Genomic DNA, 18367 nt, shown 5'->3' on the forward strand with positions numbered 1-18367 from the left:
CGACGACCTCGGGTGACGAGGGTGCCGTGAGTGGCTCCCGAGAGCCCAAGGACGTCGTCGCCGTCACCGGTGAACTCATCTCGACGCGACGTGTCGGCGCGTTCGTCGCGCACACGTTCGTCGCGGCGGGCATCGCCGAACTCGCGCGACCGGGGCAGCTCGTCTCGCTCGCCGTCGGGGATGACGCCTCCGCCATCGTGACGCGCCGTGCCCTGCCGCTTCGCTCGGTGACGCCGAGCGGCACGTACGGCGGCACCGTCGAGGTCGTCGTCGACCCCGATGCGGACGCCGGTTCGGCGTGGCTGGCTGCGCGGCGCCTGCACGACGAGGTGAGCATCCTCGGCCCGCTCGGACGCGGTTTCCCGATTCCGACGAACCCGGTGCCCGTCGTCGTCGCAGCGGTCGGGGCGGGCGCGGCGTCGACGGGGTGGCTCGTCGAGACGCTGCGCCGCGCGGGCTGCCAGGTACCGCGGGTCGTCATCGGCGGTGAGGACGAGCGTCGGCTCCTCGGCGTCATCGAGGCGCGACGGCTCGTCGGCAGCGTCACGACGGTGGTGCCCGACGCGGGCGCGGGGGAGGACCTCGCGTACCGCATGCAGGTGGCGCTGGATGCGACGCTGCGTCAGCACGAGACGGCCCTCGTGTATGCGAGTGGCGACGTGACGTCCTTGGCCGCGATCACCGCTGCGGCGCAACGGCATTCGGTTCCCGTGCAGGCCGCGTTCGGCGTGCCGATGCCCTGTGGAACCGGGTTGTGCAGGGCGTGCGCGCTGCCCGTCGCGAACGCGGCCGGGGAGGTGACGCCCGTGCGTTGCTGCACCGAAGGGCCCGTCCTGCCCGCCGATCGGATGGCGTGGGCGCAGTTGCTCGAGGTCTCGGCATGAGCGGGGCACTCTCGACGACGCTGGGGTTGAACAAGCTCGACTCACCCTTCATCGCGGCTTCTGGGTGTGCGGGGTACGGGCACGAACTCGTGCGCTGGGGTGGGCTCGGCGCGTTCGGTGCGCTCGTCACGCCGTCGCTGACGGTGGAGGCGCAGGACGCGTCGCGCGAACGCGTCATCGTCGAATCGCCGTCAGGGATCGTGCACCCGCACGACACGCCCAACGTCGGCGCGAACTCGCTCAGCGCGACGCGTCTGCCGTGGGAGGTGACGGCGCCGACACCCGTCATCGTCTCCATCGCGGGTGCGACGAGCGGCGACTTCGCCGACGCGGCCGCGGCCGTACGGCGACGGACGGCGCTGCGTGGGGTGCTCGGCGTCGAGGTCAATCTCTCGGTCGCCAACGAGGCGAACAACGGGCGAGCGTTCGCCGGCGACGAGTACGCAGTGACGAAGGTGATCGCGCGCGTGCGGGAGCACCTGCCGCGCAACGTCATGCTCGCGGCGAAGCTGACGCTCGGTACCGACCTCGTCGAGTTGTCGCGCGCCTGCCTCAAGTCGGGTGCTGACGCACTCGTGCTCGGGCACGCTCCGGTCGCCTCCAGCATCGACGTGACGACGCTGCGCCCGCGCGCGGGCACCCGTGCTGCGATGGCCGGGCCGGCGTTGCTGCCGCTGACGGTCGGTGGCGTGTTCGAGGTGAAGGCCGCCATGGTGGCCGGTCGGTTGCCGACGGCACCCATCATCGCCGGGGGAGGTATCGCGAGCCTCGACGCCGTCGTGCAGGCGCTCGCCGCGGGAGCTTCGGCCGTCCAGGTGGGTTCGGCGCTCTTCCGCGATCCACGCGCCGGGGTGACGCTGCGGGACGGGCTTGCCGGTTTCCTCGCCGAGCGCGATCTCACCGTCGCCGGGCTCGTCGGGGCGGCGCATGCGTGACGTGACGCGCCGTGTGGTCGTGGACGAGGGCGACCGCCACCCCATGGAAGCGCGCGCATACCGCGTGTGCGATCGACGGCGGTTCGGCTCGTGCGTGACGCCGGCAACCATGTCATCCAGGCGCGCTGGGCCTCATCCTCGAACGGCCCACGGCGGCCGGGCTCGTGCGCGAGGCAGCCAGGGCCGAAGTCCTTTCCTGTTCATGTTTCATCTTCACGGAGGTTCCCATGACCACATCTGCTGAACCCGCTGCACTTGACGGTGCTGGTTTCGGCGCTCGGCTCGCGGCGACGCAGGCGCGCTTCGGGCCGGCGTGCGTCGGCATCGACCCGCACCGCTCGCTCGTCGAGTCGTGGGGGCTCGACTACTCCTACTCCGGTGTCGAGCGGTTCGCGCTGACGTGCGTCGAGGCGTTCGGTGGGCGGGTCGCATCGGTGAAACCGCAGTCCGCCTTCTTCGAGGTGTTCGGCGCGCGGGGGGTGGCGCTGCTGGAGCGTGTGACCGCTGAGCTGCGCGCGGCGGGAACGCTCGTCATCCTCGACGTGAAGCGCGGCGACATCGGCACGACGATGACGGCGTACGGCGAGGCGTTCCTCGGCAAGGATGCGCCGGAACCCGCGGATGCCATCACCGTGAGCCCGTACCTCGGATACGAGTCGCTGCGGCCGGCGCTCGATCTCGCGCGTGACACCGGGCGCGGCGTGTTCGTGCTCGCGCTGACGTCGAACCCGGAGGGTGCGGGCGTGCAGCACGCCGTCACGCCGGGCGGCACCGTGGCGGGCGACATCGTCGCCGCCGCGACGCGCGACAACGCCGACGCGGCAGCGCGAGGGGAGTGGGGCCACATCGGGTTCGTCATGGGCGCAACGATCGGTTCGGCCCTCGACGACCTCGGTCTGGGTGGCGCTCTCGCTGCCTCGAACGCGCCGATCCTCGCGCCCGGTTTCGGCGCACAGGGCGGCACCGTCGAGTCGATGCGATCGGTGTTCGGCGAGTCCATCTCACGCGTCATCCCGACGACGTCACGCGACGTCCTCAAGGCTGGCCCCTCCGTCGACGGGCTCGTCGCCGCCGTCGAGCGCACGCGTGAGTCGGTGGCCGGCCTCCGCTGAGCGGAGACAGGCATCGCGAGGCGCCCGGGCCGACTTGTGCCGGCGCTCCCCAGACGGTGCAGAACCGCACCGATCGGCAGATCGGCGGCGTCGGTGCGACCTGAGATGACGCTCGTGTGGTGCGCGCACCCATGTGAAAGGATGAGCGAACCGCTGATCGGGGCGGGCGTTGACGAAAGGGCATGGCGGTGAGTGCACGACTGGTCGTTCTGGCCGGGCCGACGGCTGTCGGCAAGGGGACGGTGGCCGCGTACATCCGCGAGCACTATCCCGAGGTGTGGCTGTCGGTGTCAGCGACGACGCGCCCGCCACGTCCGGGTGAGGTGGACGGTGTCCACTACTACTTCATGACGGACGACGAGTTCGCCGAGATGGCCGCGAACGGTGGTTTCCTCGAGCACGCCATCGTCCACGGTCGGGCGTCGTACGGCACGCCGAAGGCGCCCGTGGAGCAGGCCATCGCCGACGGCCGCCTCCCGCTGCTCGAGATCGACCTGCAGGGCGCGCGTCAGGTCAAGCAGAACGCCCCCGATGCGTTCTTCGTCTTCCTCGCGCCGCCGAGCTGGGACGAACTCGTTCGCCGACTCGTCGGCCGCGCCACCGAAACCCCCGAAGAGCGTGAGCGCCGCCTCGAGACCGCGAAGGTCGAACTCGCGGCGCAGAGCGAGTTCGACCACGTCATCGTCAACGACGATGTTCGGCGTGCCTCCGAAGAACTCGTATCATTGATGAGAACACCTGAACACTGAGGCACGTTCGCCTGCCCGCGCGCCGCGCATCACGCGCAGCGACGGCGGCCACGCGCCCCGAGGAGAAGAGGGACACATGTCCGGAACGAAGGCCGAGCCCATCGGCATCACCAACCCGCCCATCGACGACCTGCTCGAGATCGCGGACAGCAAGTACGCCCTCGTCACGTACGCGAGCAAGCGCGCCCGTCAGATCAACGGCTACTACAGCCAGCTCGCCGACGGCCTGCTCGACAACGTCGGCCCGCTCGTCGACGCCCAGCCGCAGGACAAGCCGCTCTCCATCGCGCTGCGCGAGATGAACGAGGGCCTGCTCTCCATCGAGAAGCTCGAAGCCTGAGTCGATCTCGCACATGCGCATCGTTCTCGGTGTGACAGGGGGCATCGCTGCCTACAAGGCGGCGTTGCTCCTTCGTCTTTTCACAGAAGCCGGCCACGACGTGACGGTCGTGCCCACCGCGTCAGCGCTCGAGTTCGTCGGCGCCCCGACGTGGGAGGCACTCTCCGGCAAGCCCGTGCAGACAGGCGTGTTCGAGAACGTCGCGCAGGTTCCGCACGTCCGGCTCGGGCAGAACGCCGACCTCGTCGTCGTCGCCCCCGCGACGGCCGACGTCCTCGCCAAGGCCGCGGCCGGCATGGCGAACGACCTGCTCACCAACACCCTGCTGACGGCGCGCTGCCCCGTCGTCATGGCGCCGGCGATGCACACCGAGATGTGGCTGCACCCCGCGACGCAGGCGAACGTCGCGACGCTGCGCTCGCGTGGCGCGACGATCGTCGAGCCCGCGTCCGGGCGGCTGACGGGCGCCGACACCGGCGCCGGGCGCCTGCCCGACCCCGACGTCATCCGTGACGCGGCCCTCGCGGCTGCGGCGAGCGGAGAGCGACGTGGCGGCGCCACCGCGGGTGGCTTGGCCGAGACCACCGGGCGCGAGGAGGACGCCGTCACCCCGTCAGGCGCTCTGGCCGGCCGGACCGTGCTCGTCACCGCCGGCGGCACGCGCGAGGCCATCGACCCGGTGCGTTACCTCGGCAACCGCAGCAGCGGCAAGATGGGTTTCGCCATTGCGGCGGCGGCCGCCGATCGCGGCGCCGACGTCACGTTCGTCACGACGATGCAGCCCCCGGCCGACCTCGCGCAGCGCGTCCGCGTCGTCAGCGTCGAGAGCGCCCTTCAGATGCGTGACGCGGTGCTCGCCGCGACGCCCGACGTCCTCGTCATGGCGGCCGCGGTCGCCGACTTCCGTCCCGACCACGTCGCGGACGCCAAGATCAAGAAGACCCACGGCGACGACTCGGCGCCCGTCATCACCCTCGTACGCAACCCGGACATCCTCGCCGAGGCGGTGCGTCAGCGTGATGCAGAGCTCCAGCCGACAGCCGCGTCGACGAACGTGTCGAGCCGTGTCATCGTCGGCTTCGCGGCCGAGACGGGTGACGCTGACGGCGATGTTCTCCACCACGCCCGCGCGAAACTGGCCCGCAAGGGCTGCGACGTCCTCGTCGCCAACGAGGTGGGCGACGGCGTGACGTTCGCTCAGGATTCGTCGACGGCTCACCTGCTGCGCCGCGGCAGTGATGACGTCGTCACGGTCGGCCCGGCGCCCAAGTCTCACATCGCGGCGGCGCTGCTCGATCTCGTCGCCGACCTCGTCCCCTCTCAGTAACATCAACGATGGGTGCGTCGCACCCAGCCAGCAGCCGCTGCCCTAAGGAGTCATTCCGTTGTCTCGTCTCTTCACGTCCGAATCCGTCACCGAGGGCCACCCCGACAAGATCTGCGACCAGATCAGTGACGCGATTCTCGACGACATGCTGCGTCAGGACCCGCAGGCCCGCGTGGCCGTCGAGACGATGGTGACGACGGGTCTCGTCCACGTCGCCGGCGAGGTGCGCACCGAGGGGTACACGGACGTCGCGAAGCTCGTGCGCAAGGTGATCACGAACGTCGGCTACGACTCGTCCGAAAAGGGTTTCGACGGCCACAGCTGCGGCATCTCCGTCTCGATCGGCGCTCAGTCCGAGGACATCGCGCAGGGCGTGGACAGCGCTCACGAGCACCGCGTCGGCGGCGGCGAGGACCCCCTCGACAGCCAGGGCGCGGGCGACCAGGGCCTCATGTTCGGCTACGCGTGCGACGACACGCCCGAGTTCATGCCGCTGCCGATCCACCTCGCGCACCGCCTCTCCGAGCGCCTGACGAGCGTCCGCAAGAACGGCGACCTCGACTACCTGCGCCCCGACGGCAAGACGCAGGTGACGATCTCCTACGACGGTGACAAGGCCGTCGCGCTCGACACGCTCGTGCTGTCGACGCAGCACGACGCCGGCATCGACCTGGACGGCCAGCTCACGCCCGACATCACGCGTCACGTCATCGAGCCCATCATCGCGGAGCTCGCGGCGAGCGGCGTCACACTCGACACGAACGAGATGCGTCAGCTCATCAACCCGACCGGCAAGTTCGTCATCGGTGGCCCGATGGGCGACGCGGGCCTCACCGGCCGCAAGATCATCGTCGACACCTACGGCGGCATGGCCCGCCATGGCGGCGGCGCCTTCTCCGGGAAGGACCCGTCGAAGGTCGACCGTTCGGCTGCGTACGCGATGCGCTGGGTGGCGAAGAACGTCGTCGCTGCGGGCCTCGCGAAGCGCTGCGAGGTGCAGGTCGCGTACGCCATCGGCAAGGCGCAGCCCGTCGGCCTCTACGTCGAGTGCTTCGGCACGGAGACGAAGCCGCTCGACGTCATCCAGAAGGCCATCGCGGACACGTTCGACCTGCGTCCGGCCGCTATCGTCGACGCGCTCGACCTGCTGCGCCCCATCTACCAGCCGACGGCCGCGTACGGCCACTTCGGTCGCACGAGCGCCGACGGCGTCGAGAACCCCTTCACGTGGGAGCAGACGAACCGCATCGAAGAGCTGCAGCGCGCGGCCGGCTGAGAGGCGTGATCCGTGCCGTGACCCGCTCGATCGGGCCGCGGCACGGTTGCTTTCAGGCCCCGAAACTCCCGGGATGCCGGGGTTGTCGGAGCACTCGTGTAGAGATGAGGTCATGACGAGCGACGACGTGCACGCCGCGAGCAGCGAACAACTCGCGCTGCTGCGCGACGCCGTGCGCGCCAAGGCACGCGGGGACGATGCGGGCAGCGCGAAGGCTGCTACGCGCGACGGTGGGAGCGAACGGGTCGCCGTCGTCTGGCCGATGCTCGAGGTGCCTCACCTCGACCGCGAGTTCGAGTACCGCATCCCCGCCGAACTGGCCGATGACGTGCGCTTCGGCGTCGCCGTCAAGGTGCGTTTCCACGGCAAGCGCATCACCGGGTACGTCGTCGGCGTGCGCGAGACCCCCGAGTTCACCGGCACGCTGAGCCCGCTGCTCGCCGTCGTGTCGCCCGAGGCCGTGCTCACCGAGCACATCTGGCAGGTGGCGCAAGCCGTCGCCGCTCGCATGGGCGGCACCGTCTCCGATGTCCTGCGCCTCGCGATCCCACCGCGGCACGCACGCGCCGAGAAGGCCCTCGACGAGCGGATGGCGAAGGCGTCGGCGGCGGATCGATCGATGCCCGAGGTGGCTGAGGCCGGGAACGCTGGTCCTGACGCCGCTTCGGCTGTGCCGGCTGAGCCTGACGACGAGGCTTCGGCTGTCACGGGCGGCGCTGCTGCCCATGATGGTGCGGCTGTCGCTGATAACGAGGCTGCTCCTGGCGAGGCGCTCGCGTCGTGCGGCGGGCATGCCTCGACGAGCGCGACGTCCAGCGGCGCGGTTGCGGCCGACGGGCCTACACCGGGCGATGATATGGCCTCGACGAGTCATGCGACGAGCGGCGCGGTGGCGGCCAGTGCGCCGGCGCCGCTCAGCGCGTGGCGTCACTACGCCGGGGGATTGAGCCTGCTCACGCATCTTGCCGCGGGGGAGAACCCGCGTGGTTCCTGGGATGTCGCGCCCGGGCTGTTCGGCCCGGATGCCTGGCCTGCCGCCGTCGCGGACGCCGCGGCAGCGGTGCGCGATTCTGGGCGTTGCACCGTCGTCGTCGTGCCCGACGGGCGGGATGTCGATCGCGTCGCCGCGGCGTGTTCGGCCCGGTTGAGCGACGATCAGGTCGTCACCCTCACGGCGGACATGGGTCCGCAGGCCCGCTACACCGCGTTTCTCAAGGCGCTGCGCGGCCTCGCCGATGTCGTCGTCGGAACGCGCGCGGCGATGTTCGCTCCGGTGCCCGACCTCGGCCTCGTCGTGTGGTGGGACGACGCCGACACCCTTCACGTCGACCCGCACGCGCCGTATCCGCACGTCGGAGCCGTGCTCGAGACTCGCGCCGACCTCGCCCCGGCCGCCCTGTTGAGCGCGGGCGCCGTGCCGTCGGTGCGGGTGCAGGCCCAGGTCGAGGCCGGCGTCAGTGTCCCCGTCGACCCGGTCGAACGCACGAGCGCGCGCGTCGTCGTCACGGGCGACGACCGCAGCGTCGAGCGTCACGGCGCCGCAGCCCGCGCGCGCATCCCCGCCGAGGCATGGCAGGGCGCGACCCGCGCGTTGCAGGACGGGCCGGTGCTCGTCCAGGTGCCGCGCCGCGGGTACATCCCGACGATCGCGTGCGCCCGGTGCCGCACGAAGTCGACCTGCGACGTGTGCCACGGGCCGCTCGGGCTCGACGGCGAGCACAGCGCCCCGACCTGCCGGTGGTGCGGCCACGTCGCGCACGTGCTGACCTGCCCCGAGTGCGGCAGCCACGAGATCCGGTCGCTGACGATCGGGGCCGGACGCACCGCCGAAGAACTGGGCCGTGCGTTTCCCGGGGTGCCGGTGCGGCGCTCCGGGGCGCCGGACGTGCTCGCGAGCGTGCCCGACGAGCCCGCGCTCGTCATCTGCACCCCCGGTGCTGAACCCGTCGCCGAGAACGGGTACAGCGCCGCGATCCTGCTCGACGCATGGGCCCTGCTCGACCGGGGCGGGCTCGACGCCGGTCAGCGTGCCCTCACGCACTGGTGCGCCGCGGCGGGCCTCGTGCGCCCGGCGTCGACGGGCGGCGTCGTCTACCTTGCGGGCGTGCCCCGGCACGTGCCGTTTCCCGCCGTCGAGGCGCTCGTGCGTTGGGCGCCGCGGTGGTTCGCGGCGCGTGAACTCGCCGAGCGCGCCGAGGTGATGCTGCCACCCGCCACGCGGATGGCAGCGCTCGAGGGCCCGCGACGCGCGGCCGCTCGGTACGCCGAAGCGCTCGAGAAGGCGGCGCGCGAGCACGACGTCAGCGTCGGCGTCCTCGGCCCGCTGCCGCTGCGGCGCCGGCACGTGTTCGACCGGGCGACGCCCCAGCGTCAGGCCACGTCGTCGGACGACGACGAGTCGCTCGTGCGCTTCCTCGCGCGGTGGAACGACCCGACCGATGCAGACGTCCCGGCGCTGCTGCGCGCCCTCACCGCGTCACGCTCAGCCGCGCGCGAACCCGTCGTCACGGTGCGCCTCGACCCACTCCTGGACGGCCTGGCATGACGAGCCCGAGCCGCTCCGCCCGCTACGGTGGCGCCATGATGTCTGGACCTAACCTCACGAGCGGCCTCACCTCGAGTGCCGGCCGCCGCGCCCGGGCGATCGACCTCGACGACCTCGACGGCCCCGACGCCGGCGACCTCGCGAGCCTCGCCGACCTGGGTGACGCGCCGCAGCCGAGCCCGGTCGACATGGTCGTGTTCGACATCGGCAACGTGCTCGTGCGCTGGCAGCCGCGCGCGGCACTGCTCGACGCCGTCGGCGAGGACGCGGCGACAGCGCTGCTCACCGACCCCGAACTCGACTTCTTCGCACACAACCTCGCCGCTGACGGCGGGCGCGCGTGGCGCGAGATCGTCGCCGAGATCGACGAGCGACACCCGCACCACACGGCCGCGGCGCAGGCCTACATCGACAACTTCCACCTCGCCATCGCCGAGCCGATCGCGGGCAGCGTCGCCATCGTGCGCGAACTCGCTGAGGCGGGTGTGCCACTGTTCGCGCTGACCAACTTCAGCGCCGAGCTGTTCGAGGTCGCCCGTTCGCTGCACGGCGACGTGCTCGACCTGTTCGAGGAGATCATCGTCTCCGGCGAGGAGGGCGTGACGAAGCCCGACCCGGAGATCTGGGAGATCCTCGAAGAGGTGACGCGCCACCGCGGCGGGTTGAGCGACGCCGTCTTCATCGACGACTCAGCCGCCAACGTCATGGGGGCCGAGCAAGCCGGCCTCGACGCGATCCTGTTCACCGACCCCGACACCCTGCGCGACGATCTGCGCCTGCGCGGGCTGCCGTTGGAGCCGTCAGCCGGCCCGCGCCAGACGAGTGCCGGCGTGTCCGAGACGCCCGACGGCACCGCCGGGGCCGGCGCGGCTCAGCACTAGACTGATTCCTCACGACTCACCCCCTGCGGAGCTGCGCGAGCCGCCCGCTCGAACCGACGAAGGGCCCACCAGCCGATGCGCGTAGTTTTCGCCGGAACCCCGGAGGCGGCTCTGCCGTCGTTGCGGGCCCTGCTCGATTCGGCCCACGAGGTCGTCGCCGTCGTGACGCGCCCCGAGGCGCGTCAGGGGCGCGGGCGCAAGACGTCGCCGTCGCCGGTGCACGAGCTCGCGCTCGAGGCAGGCCTCGAGGTGCTGACGCCGACGAAACCGTCCGACGACGACTTCGTCGCGCGGCTGCGCGAACTCGAGCCCGACGCCGCGCCGATCGTCGCGTACGGCGGGCTCATCCCGCCGTCGGTGCTCGCGATTCCGCGGCACGGCTGGATCAACCTGCACTTCTCGCTGCTGCCCGCCTGGCGTGGCGCCGCACCCGTGCAGCACGCCCTCATGGCCGGTGACGACGTGACGGGCGCCTCGACGTTCCTGCTCGAGGAGGGGCTTGACACCGGGCCCGTCTTCGGCACGATGACGGAGGCGATCGGCCCCACCGACACCTCCGGCGACCTGCTGACACGCCTCGCCGAAGGTGGTGCGTCCCTGCTCGTGTCGACGCTCGACGCCCTCGCGAACGGTGACGTGACGCCGATTCCGCAACCTCGCGACGGTGTCTCGCTCGCGCCCAAGATCCATGTCGACGACGTGCGTCTCGACTTCTCGGTGCCCGCGTTCGCCGTCGACCGCCGTATCCGCGGCGCGTCTCCGGCGCCCGGGGGGTGGGCGATGCTGCGTGGTGAGCGCGTCAAGCTGCTGCGCAGCCGCCTCGCCGACGCCGACGGGTGCCCGCCGCTGACACCCGGCGAGCTGCACGCCACGAAGAAGCAGGTGTTCGCCGGCGCACTCGGCGGCGTCGTCGAACTGCTCGAGGTGCAGCCGCACGGCAAGAAGGTCATGCGTGCCGCCGACTGGGCCCGCGGGCTGCGTTTGAACGAAGGGGAGAGCTTCGGTGAGTGACGAACGACGCGGCGGCAGCGGCTCCAGCCGCCAGAGTGGCGGACAGGGCGGCCGTGACGAACGACGTACGGGCGGCCCCGGGCGCGATGGCCGAGGCGCGCAGCGGAGCGCCGGTCATGGAGAACAACCTCCACGCGACGATCGCCGTGACGCGCGGGGCCGTCAGCGTTCGGATGCGCGCTTGCGCGGCGCGGGCCACCGCAGTGAGCAGGCGCCGTCAGCGCGCCGGCGCACGGGTGATCCCGCCCGCAGTGCGGCGCTCGCCGTCCTGCGCGCCGTCGACGACGGTGCCTACGCCAACCTCGAGATGCCGAAGGTCCTCACGCGCCATGATCTGAGTGGCCGCGACGCGGCGTTCGCCACGGAGCTGGCCCTCGGCACCATCCGTCGACAAGGGTTCTACGACCGCGTCATCGAGACGGGTTCGGGCCGCGCGCCGTCGCAGATCGACCCGGTCGTGCTCGCCGTGCTGCGCCTCGGCGTCCACCAGATCCTGTCGATGCGCGTGCCCGTCCATGCCGCCACGTCGGAGACCGTCGCCCTCGCCCGCGAGCACGCCGGCTCGGGTGCGGCGGGTTTCGTCAACGCCGTCCTGCGACGCGCGGGGGAGCGCGACCATGAGACGTGGATCGCCGACCTCACGCGCGGTGTCGATGACGCCGACGAGGTGCGCGCCGTCGCGACTTCCCACCCGCGCTGGGTCGTCTCGGCGCTGCGCCAGTCGCTGCGCGGCCACAGAGCCGCGGGCGGGGACGGTCAAGCGAGCCTCGACGACGCACTCGACGCGCTGCTCGAGGCCGACAACACGCCTCCGCGCGTCAGCCTCGTCGCCCGCCCGGGCCTTGCCACCGTCGACGAGCTCGTCGCATCCGGAGCCGAGGCGAGCGACCTGTCGCCGGTCGGCGCGGTGCTGCCGTTCGGCGATCCCGCGAACATTCCCGCGATCCGGCAGACGAGGGCTGCGGTGCAGGACGAAGGTTCGCAGCTGCTCGCCCTCGCACTCGCCGACGCTGACGTGCCGCCGCGCACGGCATCGGGCGGTGACGCACGCGAGGATTGGCTCGACCTGTGCGCCGGCCCCGGCGGCAAGGCCGCGCTGCTCGGCGCGGTCGCGCACCTGCGCGGCGACGTCCTCTACTGCAACGAGGCGAGCGAGCACCGCACGGACCTCGTGCGGCGCACCCTGCGCGCGCTGCTCGACGACGGCGCGGAGATCTACATCGGCACCGGCGACGGGCGCGACCTCGGTCGTGAGGAGCCCGGCACCTACGACCGCGTGCTGCTCGACGCGCCCTGCACCGGCCTCGGCGCGCTGCGCCGTCGCCCCGAGTCGCGCTGGCGCCGTCAACCATCGGACGTCGCGCAGCTTTCCGCTCTGCAGGTCGAACTGCTCGACTCCGCGATCGACGCGACGCGTGCGGGCGGCGTCATCGGATACGCGACGTGCTCGCCGCACCCCGCAGAGACCCTCGCCGTCGTCGCGGAGGTGCTCGGACGGCGCGACGACGTCGTCCAGGAGGACGCCTGGCCGCTGTTCCGCGACGCGTTCGACGAGCCCATCGAGCGCGTCGGCGACCTGCCGTCCGTCCAGTTGTGGCCGCATCTGCACGGTACCGACGCCATGTTCTTCGCCCTCCTGAGAAAGAAGTGACCCGCATGACCGACGCCCGTGACGTCCGCATCTCGCCGAGCATCCTCTCCGCCGATTTCGCCAACCTTGAACGCGAGCTCGACGCCATCAACAACGCCGACTGGGCGCACGTGGACGTCATGGACAACCACTTCGTGCCCAACCTGACGCTCGGGCTGCCGGTCGTCGAGTCGCTGCTGAAGGTGAGCCCGATCCCGCTCGATGCGCACCTCATGATCGACGACCCCGACCGCTGGGCGCCCGCCTACGCCGAGGCCGGGTGCAAGAGCGTGACGTTCCACGTCGAGGCCGCGGCCGACCCGAAAAAGCTCGCACGCGACATCCGCGCGGCCGGAGCGCGCGCGTCGATGGCGATCAAGCCGAACACGCCGTGGGAGCCGTACGCAGATCTGCTGCCCGAGCTCGACATGGTGCTCGTCATGACGGTCGAGCCCGGCTTCGGTGGTCAGTCGTTCATGGCGGAGCAGATGCCGAAGGTGCGGGCGGTGCGCGAGAGCATCCGCACGCACGGCGGTGACGTGTGGGTGCAGGTCGACGGCGGCGTCTCGGCCAAGACGATCGAGCAGTGCGCCGAAGCCGGTGCCGACACCTTCGTCGCGGGATCGGCCGTCTACGGTGCCGAGTCCGCTGCCGCCGCGATCGACGAGCTGCGTGCCCTGGCTGCGGGGCACGCGCACTGAACTGACGTGTGTCGCACCGAGCGGGGTGGGCGAGCTTGCGAGGGAAGACGCGCAGAAGAGTGCGAAGGAGTAACATGTTGGGCGTGTACCCGGGGTAGGTGAAATTCCTAGCCGGCGGTGAAAGTCCGCGACCCGGCCCGCTTCGACAGGGGTCGGTTGACTCGGTGAGATTCCGAGACCGACGGTTAAAGTCCGGATGGGAGGTTGCACGCGGTTGTTCGCGCTCTGCGCGGGCGGCCGACGAGCCGTTGCGGCGTGCCTGAGGGCATCGCGCGTGGCGTCTCGGCCGATGTCGTCGGCGCCTTCGTGGCGTGCGGCGGGCGTCAGCTTTCTCGTGCCCCGGTGATCGGTTGTTCGATCGGACCGGAAGGCATCTCGTGAGACTCGAGCGTCACAGCGCCATGGAGCGCGCCGCGCAGCTGGCTGCGCTGTCGCCGCGTGTCGACCCCAATCCTCGTGTCGGGTGCGTCGTCGTCGACGCTGACGGCGTCATCCTCGCAGAGGGCTACCACCGCGGCGCGGGCACGTGGCACGCCGAGGCCGCGGCCATCAACGAAGCGATCGCGACGGGCGTCGACCTGCGTGGCGCGACGGCGTACGTCACCCTCGAACCCTGCGCGCACACCGGGCGCACCCCGTCGTGTGCGCGCGCTCTGATCCGCGCCGGCGTCGCCCGTGTTGTCTTCGGCCAACCCGACCCGAACGGCGCGGCCGCCGGGGGAGCGCAGATCCTGCGCGAGGCAGGCGTCGCCGTCGAACAAGTTGACACCCTCGCGGCTGCGAGCCGAGACCTCAACGCCGACTGGACGTTCTCCGTCACCCACGCGCGCCCGTTCGTGCGCTGGAAGTACGCCTCGACCCTCGATGGATTCAGCGCGGCGTCGGATGGCACGTCGCAGTGGATCACCGGCCCGGCCGCGCGCGTCGACGTCCACGCGCAGCGTGCCGAGCACGGCGCGATCGTCGTCGGCACCGGCACCGTTCTCGCCGACGACCCGCAGCTCACAGTCCGCGACGCCCAGGGACGCGCGGGGGTGCAGCAACCGTTGCGCGTCGTCGTCGGCGACACCCCGATCCCCGACACTGCCCGCGTGCTCGACGACGCCGCTTCCACCCTCGTGCTGCCCCGGCAGAGCCCGACCGACGTCCTCGCCGCGCTGCACGCGCGCGGCATTCACGCCGTCTGGCTCGAAGGTGGACCGACGCTGGCCGCGGTGTTCCTGCGTGCCGGGCTCGTCGACGAGATCGTCGCCTATCTCGCCCCCGCCCTGCTCGGCGCGGGCCGCCCCGCGGCCGCCGACCTCGGCATTACGACGATCGCGGAGGCCCGCCGCTTCGACCTCGTCGACGCCACGACGCTGCCCTCGAACGAACCGTCCGCCACCGACCTGCGCCTGCGCCTGCGTCCCACGAAGGAGATCTGATGTTCACCGGAATCATCGAAGCGACCGGCACGCTCGAGCGCATCGAGCACACCGCCGACGCGGCGATCCTCACGATCGCGGGCGCCGCAGTCCTCGACGACGCCCACCACGGCGACAGCATCGCCGTCAACGGCGTGTGCCTGACGGTGACCACGTTCGACGAGCAGCGTTTCAGCGTCGACGTCATGAAGGAGACGCTCGATCGCACGAGCCTGGGCGCGCTCGTGCCGGGCAGCCGGGTCAACCTCGAACGCGCCATGAGCGCGCAGGCACGGTTCGGCGGTCACGTCGTGCAGGGCCACGTGGATGCGACCGTCCGCATCACCGCCATCGAACCGGGGGAGCGCTGGAGCGTCGTGCGTTTCGACCTGCCCGTCGACCTGGCGCCCTACGTCGTGGAGAAGGGTTCGGTGACGCTCGACGGCGTGTCGCTCACGGTCGCCTCGCGCCAGGAGGCGTCGTTCAGCGTCAGCCTCATCCCGACGACGCTCGAGCTGACGACGTTCGGCGCCGCCCGCGTCGGCGGTCTCGTCAACGTGGAGGTCGACGTGCTCGCCAAGTACGTCGAGCAGATGCTCGCGCCGCGCCTCGCTGCGCTCGACATCCGTCTCGTGGAACTTGACGCCCGCCTGGCGGCCTCCGAGGGGCGCGCATGAGCATCTGGGAACAGGCCTACTCGGCGCACCTGATGATCGGCGGTGCGCAGATCACGTGGCGCGAGATCATCGGCAACGCGTTCGGGATGGCGTCCGCGATCGGTGGCATGCGCCGCAAGGTGTGGGCGTGGCCGGTCGGCATCATCGGCAACATGCTGCTGTTCACCGTGTTCGCCGGGCTCGTGTTCGGCATGGACGATCGCGCGCCGATGCTCGGTCAGGCCGGGCGGCAGATCTTCTTCATCATCACGAGCCTGTACGGCTGGTGGGTGTGGCGCGCGAGCCGCCGCGACGGCACGAGCGGTGAGGCCGTCACGCCGCACTGGGCGAGCGCGAGCCAGCGCATCGGCTACCTGATCGCCTGGGGCGCGGGCGTCGTCGTCGTGCACTGGGTCTTCACGCTGATCGGCGCGGGTTGGCCGGCGCCGTGGTGGTACTTCTGGTGCGACGCCTGGATCTTCGTCGGCTCCCTGCTCGCGACGTTCGCGATGGCGCGCGGCTGGAACGACTTCTGGCTCATGTGGATCGCAGTCGACGCCGTCGGCGTGCCCGAGCTCATCTATTCCAAGTACTACCCGAGCGCCGTGCTGTACGCGCTCTACGCAGCCCTCGTCGTCGTCGGATTCGTGCAGTGGGTGCGCATCTCACGCCCCCACAGCGTCGCCGAACGCGAGAGGGAAGCGGCCTGAGCGATGCACAGCCCGTCGAAGCAGACCGAGACGATGAAAACCGAGACGAGAGGGAGCCTGATGAGCGCCGCACCCAGCGCCGCAACGCCCGAGGAGACGCCGCTGGCGCTGTCGAGCATCGAGGACGCGCTCGAGCAACTGCGGCTCGGACGGCCGGTGCTCGTCGCCGACGACGAGAACCGCGAGAACGAGGCCGACATCGTCATGTCCGGCGCGACGATGACGCGCGAGTGGATGGCGTGGGCGATCCGGCACAGCTCCGGGGTCATCTGCGCGCCGATGCCGGACGCGATCGCCGACCGCCTCCTGCTGCCCCCAATGGTGTCGCGCAACGAGGATCCGAAGGGCACCGCCTACACGATCTCCGTCGACGCGAAGGACGGCGTGCACACCGGCATCTCCGCAGCCGACCGCGCGCTGACGCTGCGGTTGCTCGCCGACCCGAGCACCGAGCCGAGCGCGCTGACGCGCCCCGGGCACGTCTTCCCGCTGCGCGCCAAGCCGGGCGGCGTCCTCGAGCGCGACGGGCACACCGAGGCCTCCGTCGACCTGTGCCGCCTCGCCGGGCTCGAACCGGTCGCGATGATCGTCGAACTCGTCCACGACGACGGCGCGATGATGCGGCTGCCCGGCGCGATCGAGCTGGCGCAGCGCGAGGGCCTCGCCGTCATCACGATCGAGCAGCTCATCGCGTGGCGGCGCCGCCACGACCGCGTCGAACGCGTCGCGAGCGCCGACCTGCCGACGCAGGTCGGAACGTTCCGCGTGGAGGCCTACGCCGATCGGGAGAACGGCGCCGAGCACCTCGCGCTCGTCGCGCCGACCGACGGTGATGACGTGCCGCTCGTGCGCGTCCACTCCGAATGCCTGACGGGCGACGCGCTCGGCTCGCTGCGCTGCGACTGCGGGCCGCAGCTCGCCGAGGCGCAGCGGCTCGTCGCGCGTGAGGGCGGGGTCGTCGTCTACCTGCGCGGGCAGGAGGGCCGCGGCGTCGGCCTGCTCAACAAGATCCGCGCGTACGCCCAGCAGGACGCCGGCGCCGACACCGTCGACGCGCAGACGAACCTGGGGTTGCCGATCGAGGCGCGCGAATACGGCGCCGCCGCAGCGATTCTGCGCGACCTTGGCATCGAACGGGTGAGGCTGCTGACGAACAACCCGGCCAAGGTACGCGAGCTCATCGAGCACGGGATCGATGTCGTCGAGACGGTGCCGCTCATCGCGGGGCGCACCGTCCAGAACGCCTCCTACCTGCGCACCAAGCGCGAGCGCATGGGGCACACGTTCGACGCGTGAACCGCGCGTCGCATCGGAACCACCAGCCCGGCACACCACCCGCACGCACGAACCACCACTGCAGATCGATCGAAGGAGAACATCATGAGCGGCCACGGAGCCCCCACCCTCAGCACTGACGCGGCGGGCCTGCGCGTCGCCGTCGTCGCGGCGAGCTGGCACGAGAAGGTCATGAACGGCCTCATCGACGGCGCCCGTCGCGGCCTCGCCGACGCCGGCGTCCGTGACGACGACGTGACACTCGTGCGCGTGCCCGGCACGTTCGAGCTGACGGCGGCCTGCGCGCGCCTCGCGCCGCACTTCGACGTCCTCGTCGCGCTCGGCGTCGTCATTCGCGGTGGCACTCCGCACTTCGACTACGTCTGCAGCGCCGCGACGGACGGGCTGACGCAGATCGGCGTCACGACCGGCAAGGCGATCGGTTTCGGCGTCCTCACGTGCGACACCGACGCCCAGGCGCTCGATCGTGCGGGCCTCGAGGGTTCGAGCGAGGACAAGGGTCACGAGGCGGCGACGGCGGCCGTCGTCACGGAGATGACGTTGCGCTCGTTGCAGCTTCCGGCCGCGACGCTGTGAGCGGCGCGACGCCGGGCGCGGTCGGCCCGGCGCGAACGCAGCCGGTAGCCTTGGGCACCGTGAAGAGCTTTGAGCAACTGTGGGAAGAACTGAGCGAGAAGGCGGCCACGCGCCCCGAAGGGTCGGGCACCGTCGCCGAGCTCGACGCGGGCGTCCACTTCATCGGCAAGAAGATCGTCGAGGAGGCCGCCGAGGTGTGGATGGCCGCCGAACACGAGGGCAACGCCGCCGCCGCCGAGGAGATCAGCCAGTTGCTGTACCACCTGCAGGTGCTCATGCTCGAGCGCGGCATCACGCTCGACGACGTCTACTCCCACCTGTGATCGAAGGGTCCT

The 18367-nt window shown here is 71.3% G+C and carries 19 protein-coding genes and 1 riboswitch; all 19 genes read left to right on the top strand.

Annotated elements, in window-relative coordinates; translation table 11 throughout:
- Nucleotides 1-26: 26 nt before the first annotated feature.
- The 19 genes from HMPREF0321_RS01875 to HMPREF0321_RS01960 all read left to right on the top strand — a co-directional run bounded on the left by HMPREF0321_RS01875 (nucleotide 27) and on the right by HMPREF0321_RS01960 (nucleotide 18355).
- Nucleotides 27-884, top strand: a complete 858-nt coding sequence (locus HMPREF0321_RS01875) for a hypothetical protein (RefSeq protein WP_131941119.1) — start codon at nucleotides 27-29, stop codon at nucleotides 882-884.
- Nucleotides 881-1819 (top strand): dihydroorotate dehydrogenase, encoded by a 939-nt coding sequence (locus HMPREF0321_RS01880; RefSeq protein WP_006943806.1) that lies wholly within the window; start codon nucleotides 881-883, stop codon nucleotides 1817-1819. The genes HMPREF0321_RS01875 and HMPREF0321_RS01880 overlap by 4 nt, the downstream gene beginning before the upstream one ends.
- A 227-nt stretch (nucleotides 1820-2046) precedes the next feature.
- Nucleotides 2047-2931 carry an orotidine-5'-phosphate decarboxylase gene (gene pyrF, locus HMPREF0321_RS01885; protein ID WP_006943788.1) on the top strand — a complete coding sequence of 295 codons (885 nt, stop codon included), beginning with the start codon at nucleotides 2047-2049 and terminating at the stop codon, nucleotides 2929-2931.
- A 182-nt stretch (nucleotides 2932-3113) separates the two neighbouring features.
- Entirely contained in the window at nucleotides 3114-3680 is a 567-nt protein-coding gene (gene gmk, locus HMPREF0321_RS01890) for a guanylate kinase (RefSeq protein WP_006943738.1), read from the top strand.
- 76 nt (nucleotides 3681-3756) lie between these two features.
- Complete coding sequence (gene rpoZ, locus HMPREF0321_RS01895) at nucleotides 3757-4020, top strand: DNA-directed RNA polymerase subunit omega (RefSeq protein ID WP_006943764.1); 264 nt, start codon at nucleotides 3757-3759, stop codon at nucleotides 4018-4020.
- Between the two features lie 13 nt (nucleotides 4021-4033).
- Complete coding sequence (locus HMPREF0321_RS01900) at nucleotides 4034-5347, top strand: phosphopantothenate--cysteine ligase family flavoprotein (RefSeq protein WP_006943768.1); 1314 nt, start codon at nucleotides 4034-4036, stop codon at nucleotides 5345-5347.
- A 58-nt stretch (nucleotides 5348-5405) separates the two neighbouring features.
- Nucleotides 5406-6623 (top strand): methionine adenosyltransferase, encoded by a 1218-nt coding sequence (gene metK / locus HMPREF0321_RS01905; RefSeq protein WP_006943816.1) that lies wholly within the window; start codon nucleotides 5406-5408, stop codon nucleotides 6621-6623.
- A 112-nt stretch (nucleotides 6624-6735) separates the two neighbouring features.
- The gene (locus tag HMPREF0321_RS01910) at nucleotides 6736-9168 is read left to right on the top strand and encodes a hypothetical protein (RefSeq protein ID WP_040014292.1); all 2433 of its coding nucleotides are present in this window, start codon (nucleotides 6736-6738) and stop codon (nucleotides 9166-9168) included.
- A 35-nt stretch (nucleotides 9169-9203) separates the two neighbouring features.
- Nucleotides 9204-10049, top strand: a complete 846-nt coding sequence (locus HMPREF0321_RS01915; protein ID WP_254653960.1) for an HAD family phosphatase — start codon at nucleotides 9204-9206, stop codon at nucleotides 10047-10049.
- A 75-nt stretch (nucleotides 10050-10124) separates the two neighbouring features.
- Entirely contained in the window at nucleotides 10125-11060 is a 936-nt protein-coding gene (gene fmt / locus HMPREF0321_RS01920; protein WP_006943736.1) for a methionyl-tRNA formyltransferase, read from the top strand.
- Nucleotides 11061-11241: 181 nt separating this feature from the next.
- The gene (locus HMPREF0321_RS01925; RefSeq protein ID WP_006943819.1) at nucleotides 11242-12711 is read left to right on the top strand and encodes an RsmB/NOP family class I SAM-dependent RNA methyltransferase; all 1470 of its coding nucleotides are present in this window, start codon (nucleotides 11242-11244) and stop codon (nucleotides 12709-12711) included.
- A gap of 5 nt (nucleotides 12712-12716) precedes the next feature.
- On the top strand, nucleotides 12717-13391 hold the full coding sequence (rpe, locus tag HMPREF0321_RS01930; protein ID WP_038570995.1) for a ribulose-phosphate 3-epimerase: 675 nt from the start codon (nucleotides 12717-12719) through the stop codon (nucleotides 13389-13391).
- 81 nt (nucleotides 13392-13472) lie between these two features.
- A riboswitch (FMN riboswitch) is annotated at nucleotides 13473-13603 on the top strand.
- A 43-nt stretch (nucleotides 13604-13646) separates the two neighbouring features.
- On the top strand, nucleotides 13647-13772 hold the full coding sequence (locus tag HMPREF0321_RS17230; protein WP_006943734.1) for a hypothetical protein: 126 nt from the start codon (nucleotides 13647-13649) through the stop codon (nucleotides 13770-13772).
- Nucleotides 13773-13792: 20 nt separating this feature from the next.
- Entirely contained in the window at nucleotides 13793-14815 is a 1023-nt protein-coding gene (gene ribD / locus HMPREF0321_RS01935; protein WP_006943835.1) for a bifunctional diaminohydroxyphosphoribosylaminopyrimidine deaminase/5-amino-6-(5-phosphoribosylamino)uracil reductase RibD, read from the top strand.
- On the top strand, nucleotides 14815-15471 hold the full coding sequence (locus HMPREF0321_RS01940; protein WP_006943813.1) for a riboflavin synthase: 657 nt from the start codon (nucleotides 14815-14817) through the stop codon (nucleotides 15469-15471). Before ribD ends, HMPREF0321_RS01940 begins: the two co-directional genes overlap by 1 nt.
- Entirely contained in the window at nucleotides 15468-16160 is a 693-nt protein-coding gene (locus HMPREF0321_RS01945) for a nicotinamide mononucleotide transporter family protein (RefSeq protein ID WP_006943821.1), read from the top strand. Before HMPREF0321_RS01940 ends, HMPREF0321_RS01945 begins: the two co-directional genes overlap by 4 nt.
- Nucleotides 16161-16220: 60 nt before the next feature.
- On the top strand, nucleotides 16221-17456 hold the full coding sequence (locus HMPREF0321_RS01950; protein WP_006943741.1) for a bifunctional 3,4-dihydroxy-2-butanone-4-phosphate synthase/GTP cyclohydrolase II: 1236 nt from the start codon (nucleotides 16221-16223) through the stop codon (nucleotides 17454-17456).
- Nucleotides 17457-17540: 84 nt separating this feature from the next.
- On the top strand, nucleotides 17541-18032 hold the full coding sequence (gene ribH / locus HMPREF0321_RS01955; protein WP_006943795.1) for a 6,7-dimethyl-8-ribityllumazine synthase: 492 nt from the start codon (nucleotides 17541-17543) through the stop codon (nucleotides 18030-18032).
- Nucleotides 18033-18091: 59 nt separating this feature from the next.
- The gene (locus tag HMPREF0321_RS01960; protein ID WP_006943831.1) at nucleotides 18092-18355 is read left to right on the top strand and encodes a phosphoribosyl-ATP diphosphatase; all 264 of its coding nucleotides are present in this window, start codon (nucleotides 18092-18094) and stop codon (nucleotides 18353-18355) included.
- Nucleotides 18356-18367: the final 12 nt, after the last annotated feature.

Source organism: Dermacoccus sp. Ellin185 (assembly GCF_000152185.1).
GTDB classification, from domain to species: domain Bacteria; phylum Actinomycetota; class Actinomycetes; order Actinomycetales; family Dermatophilaceae; genus Dermacoccus; species Dermacoccus nishinomiyaensis.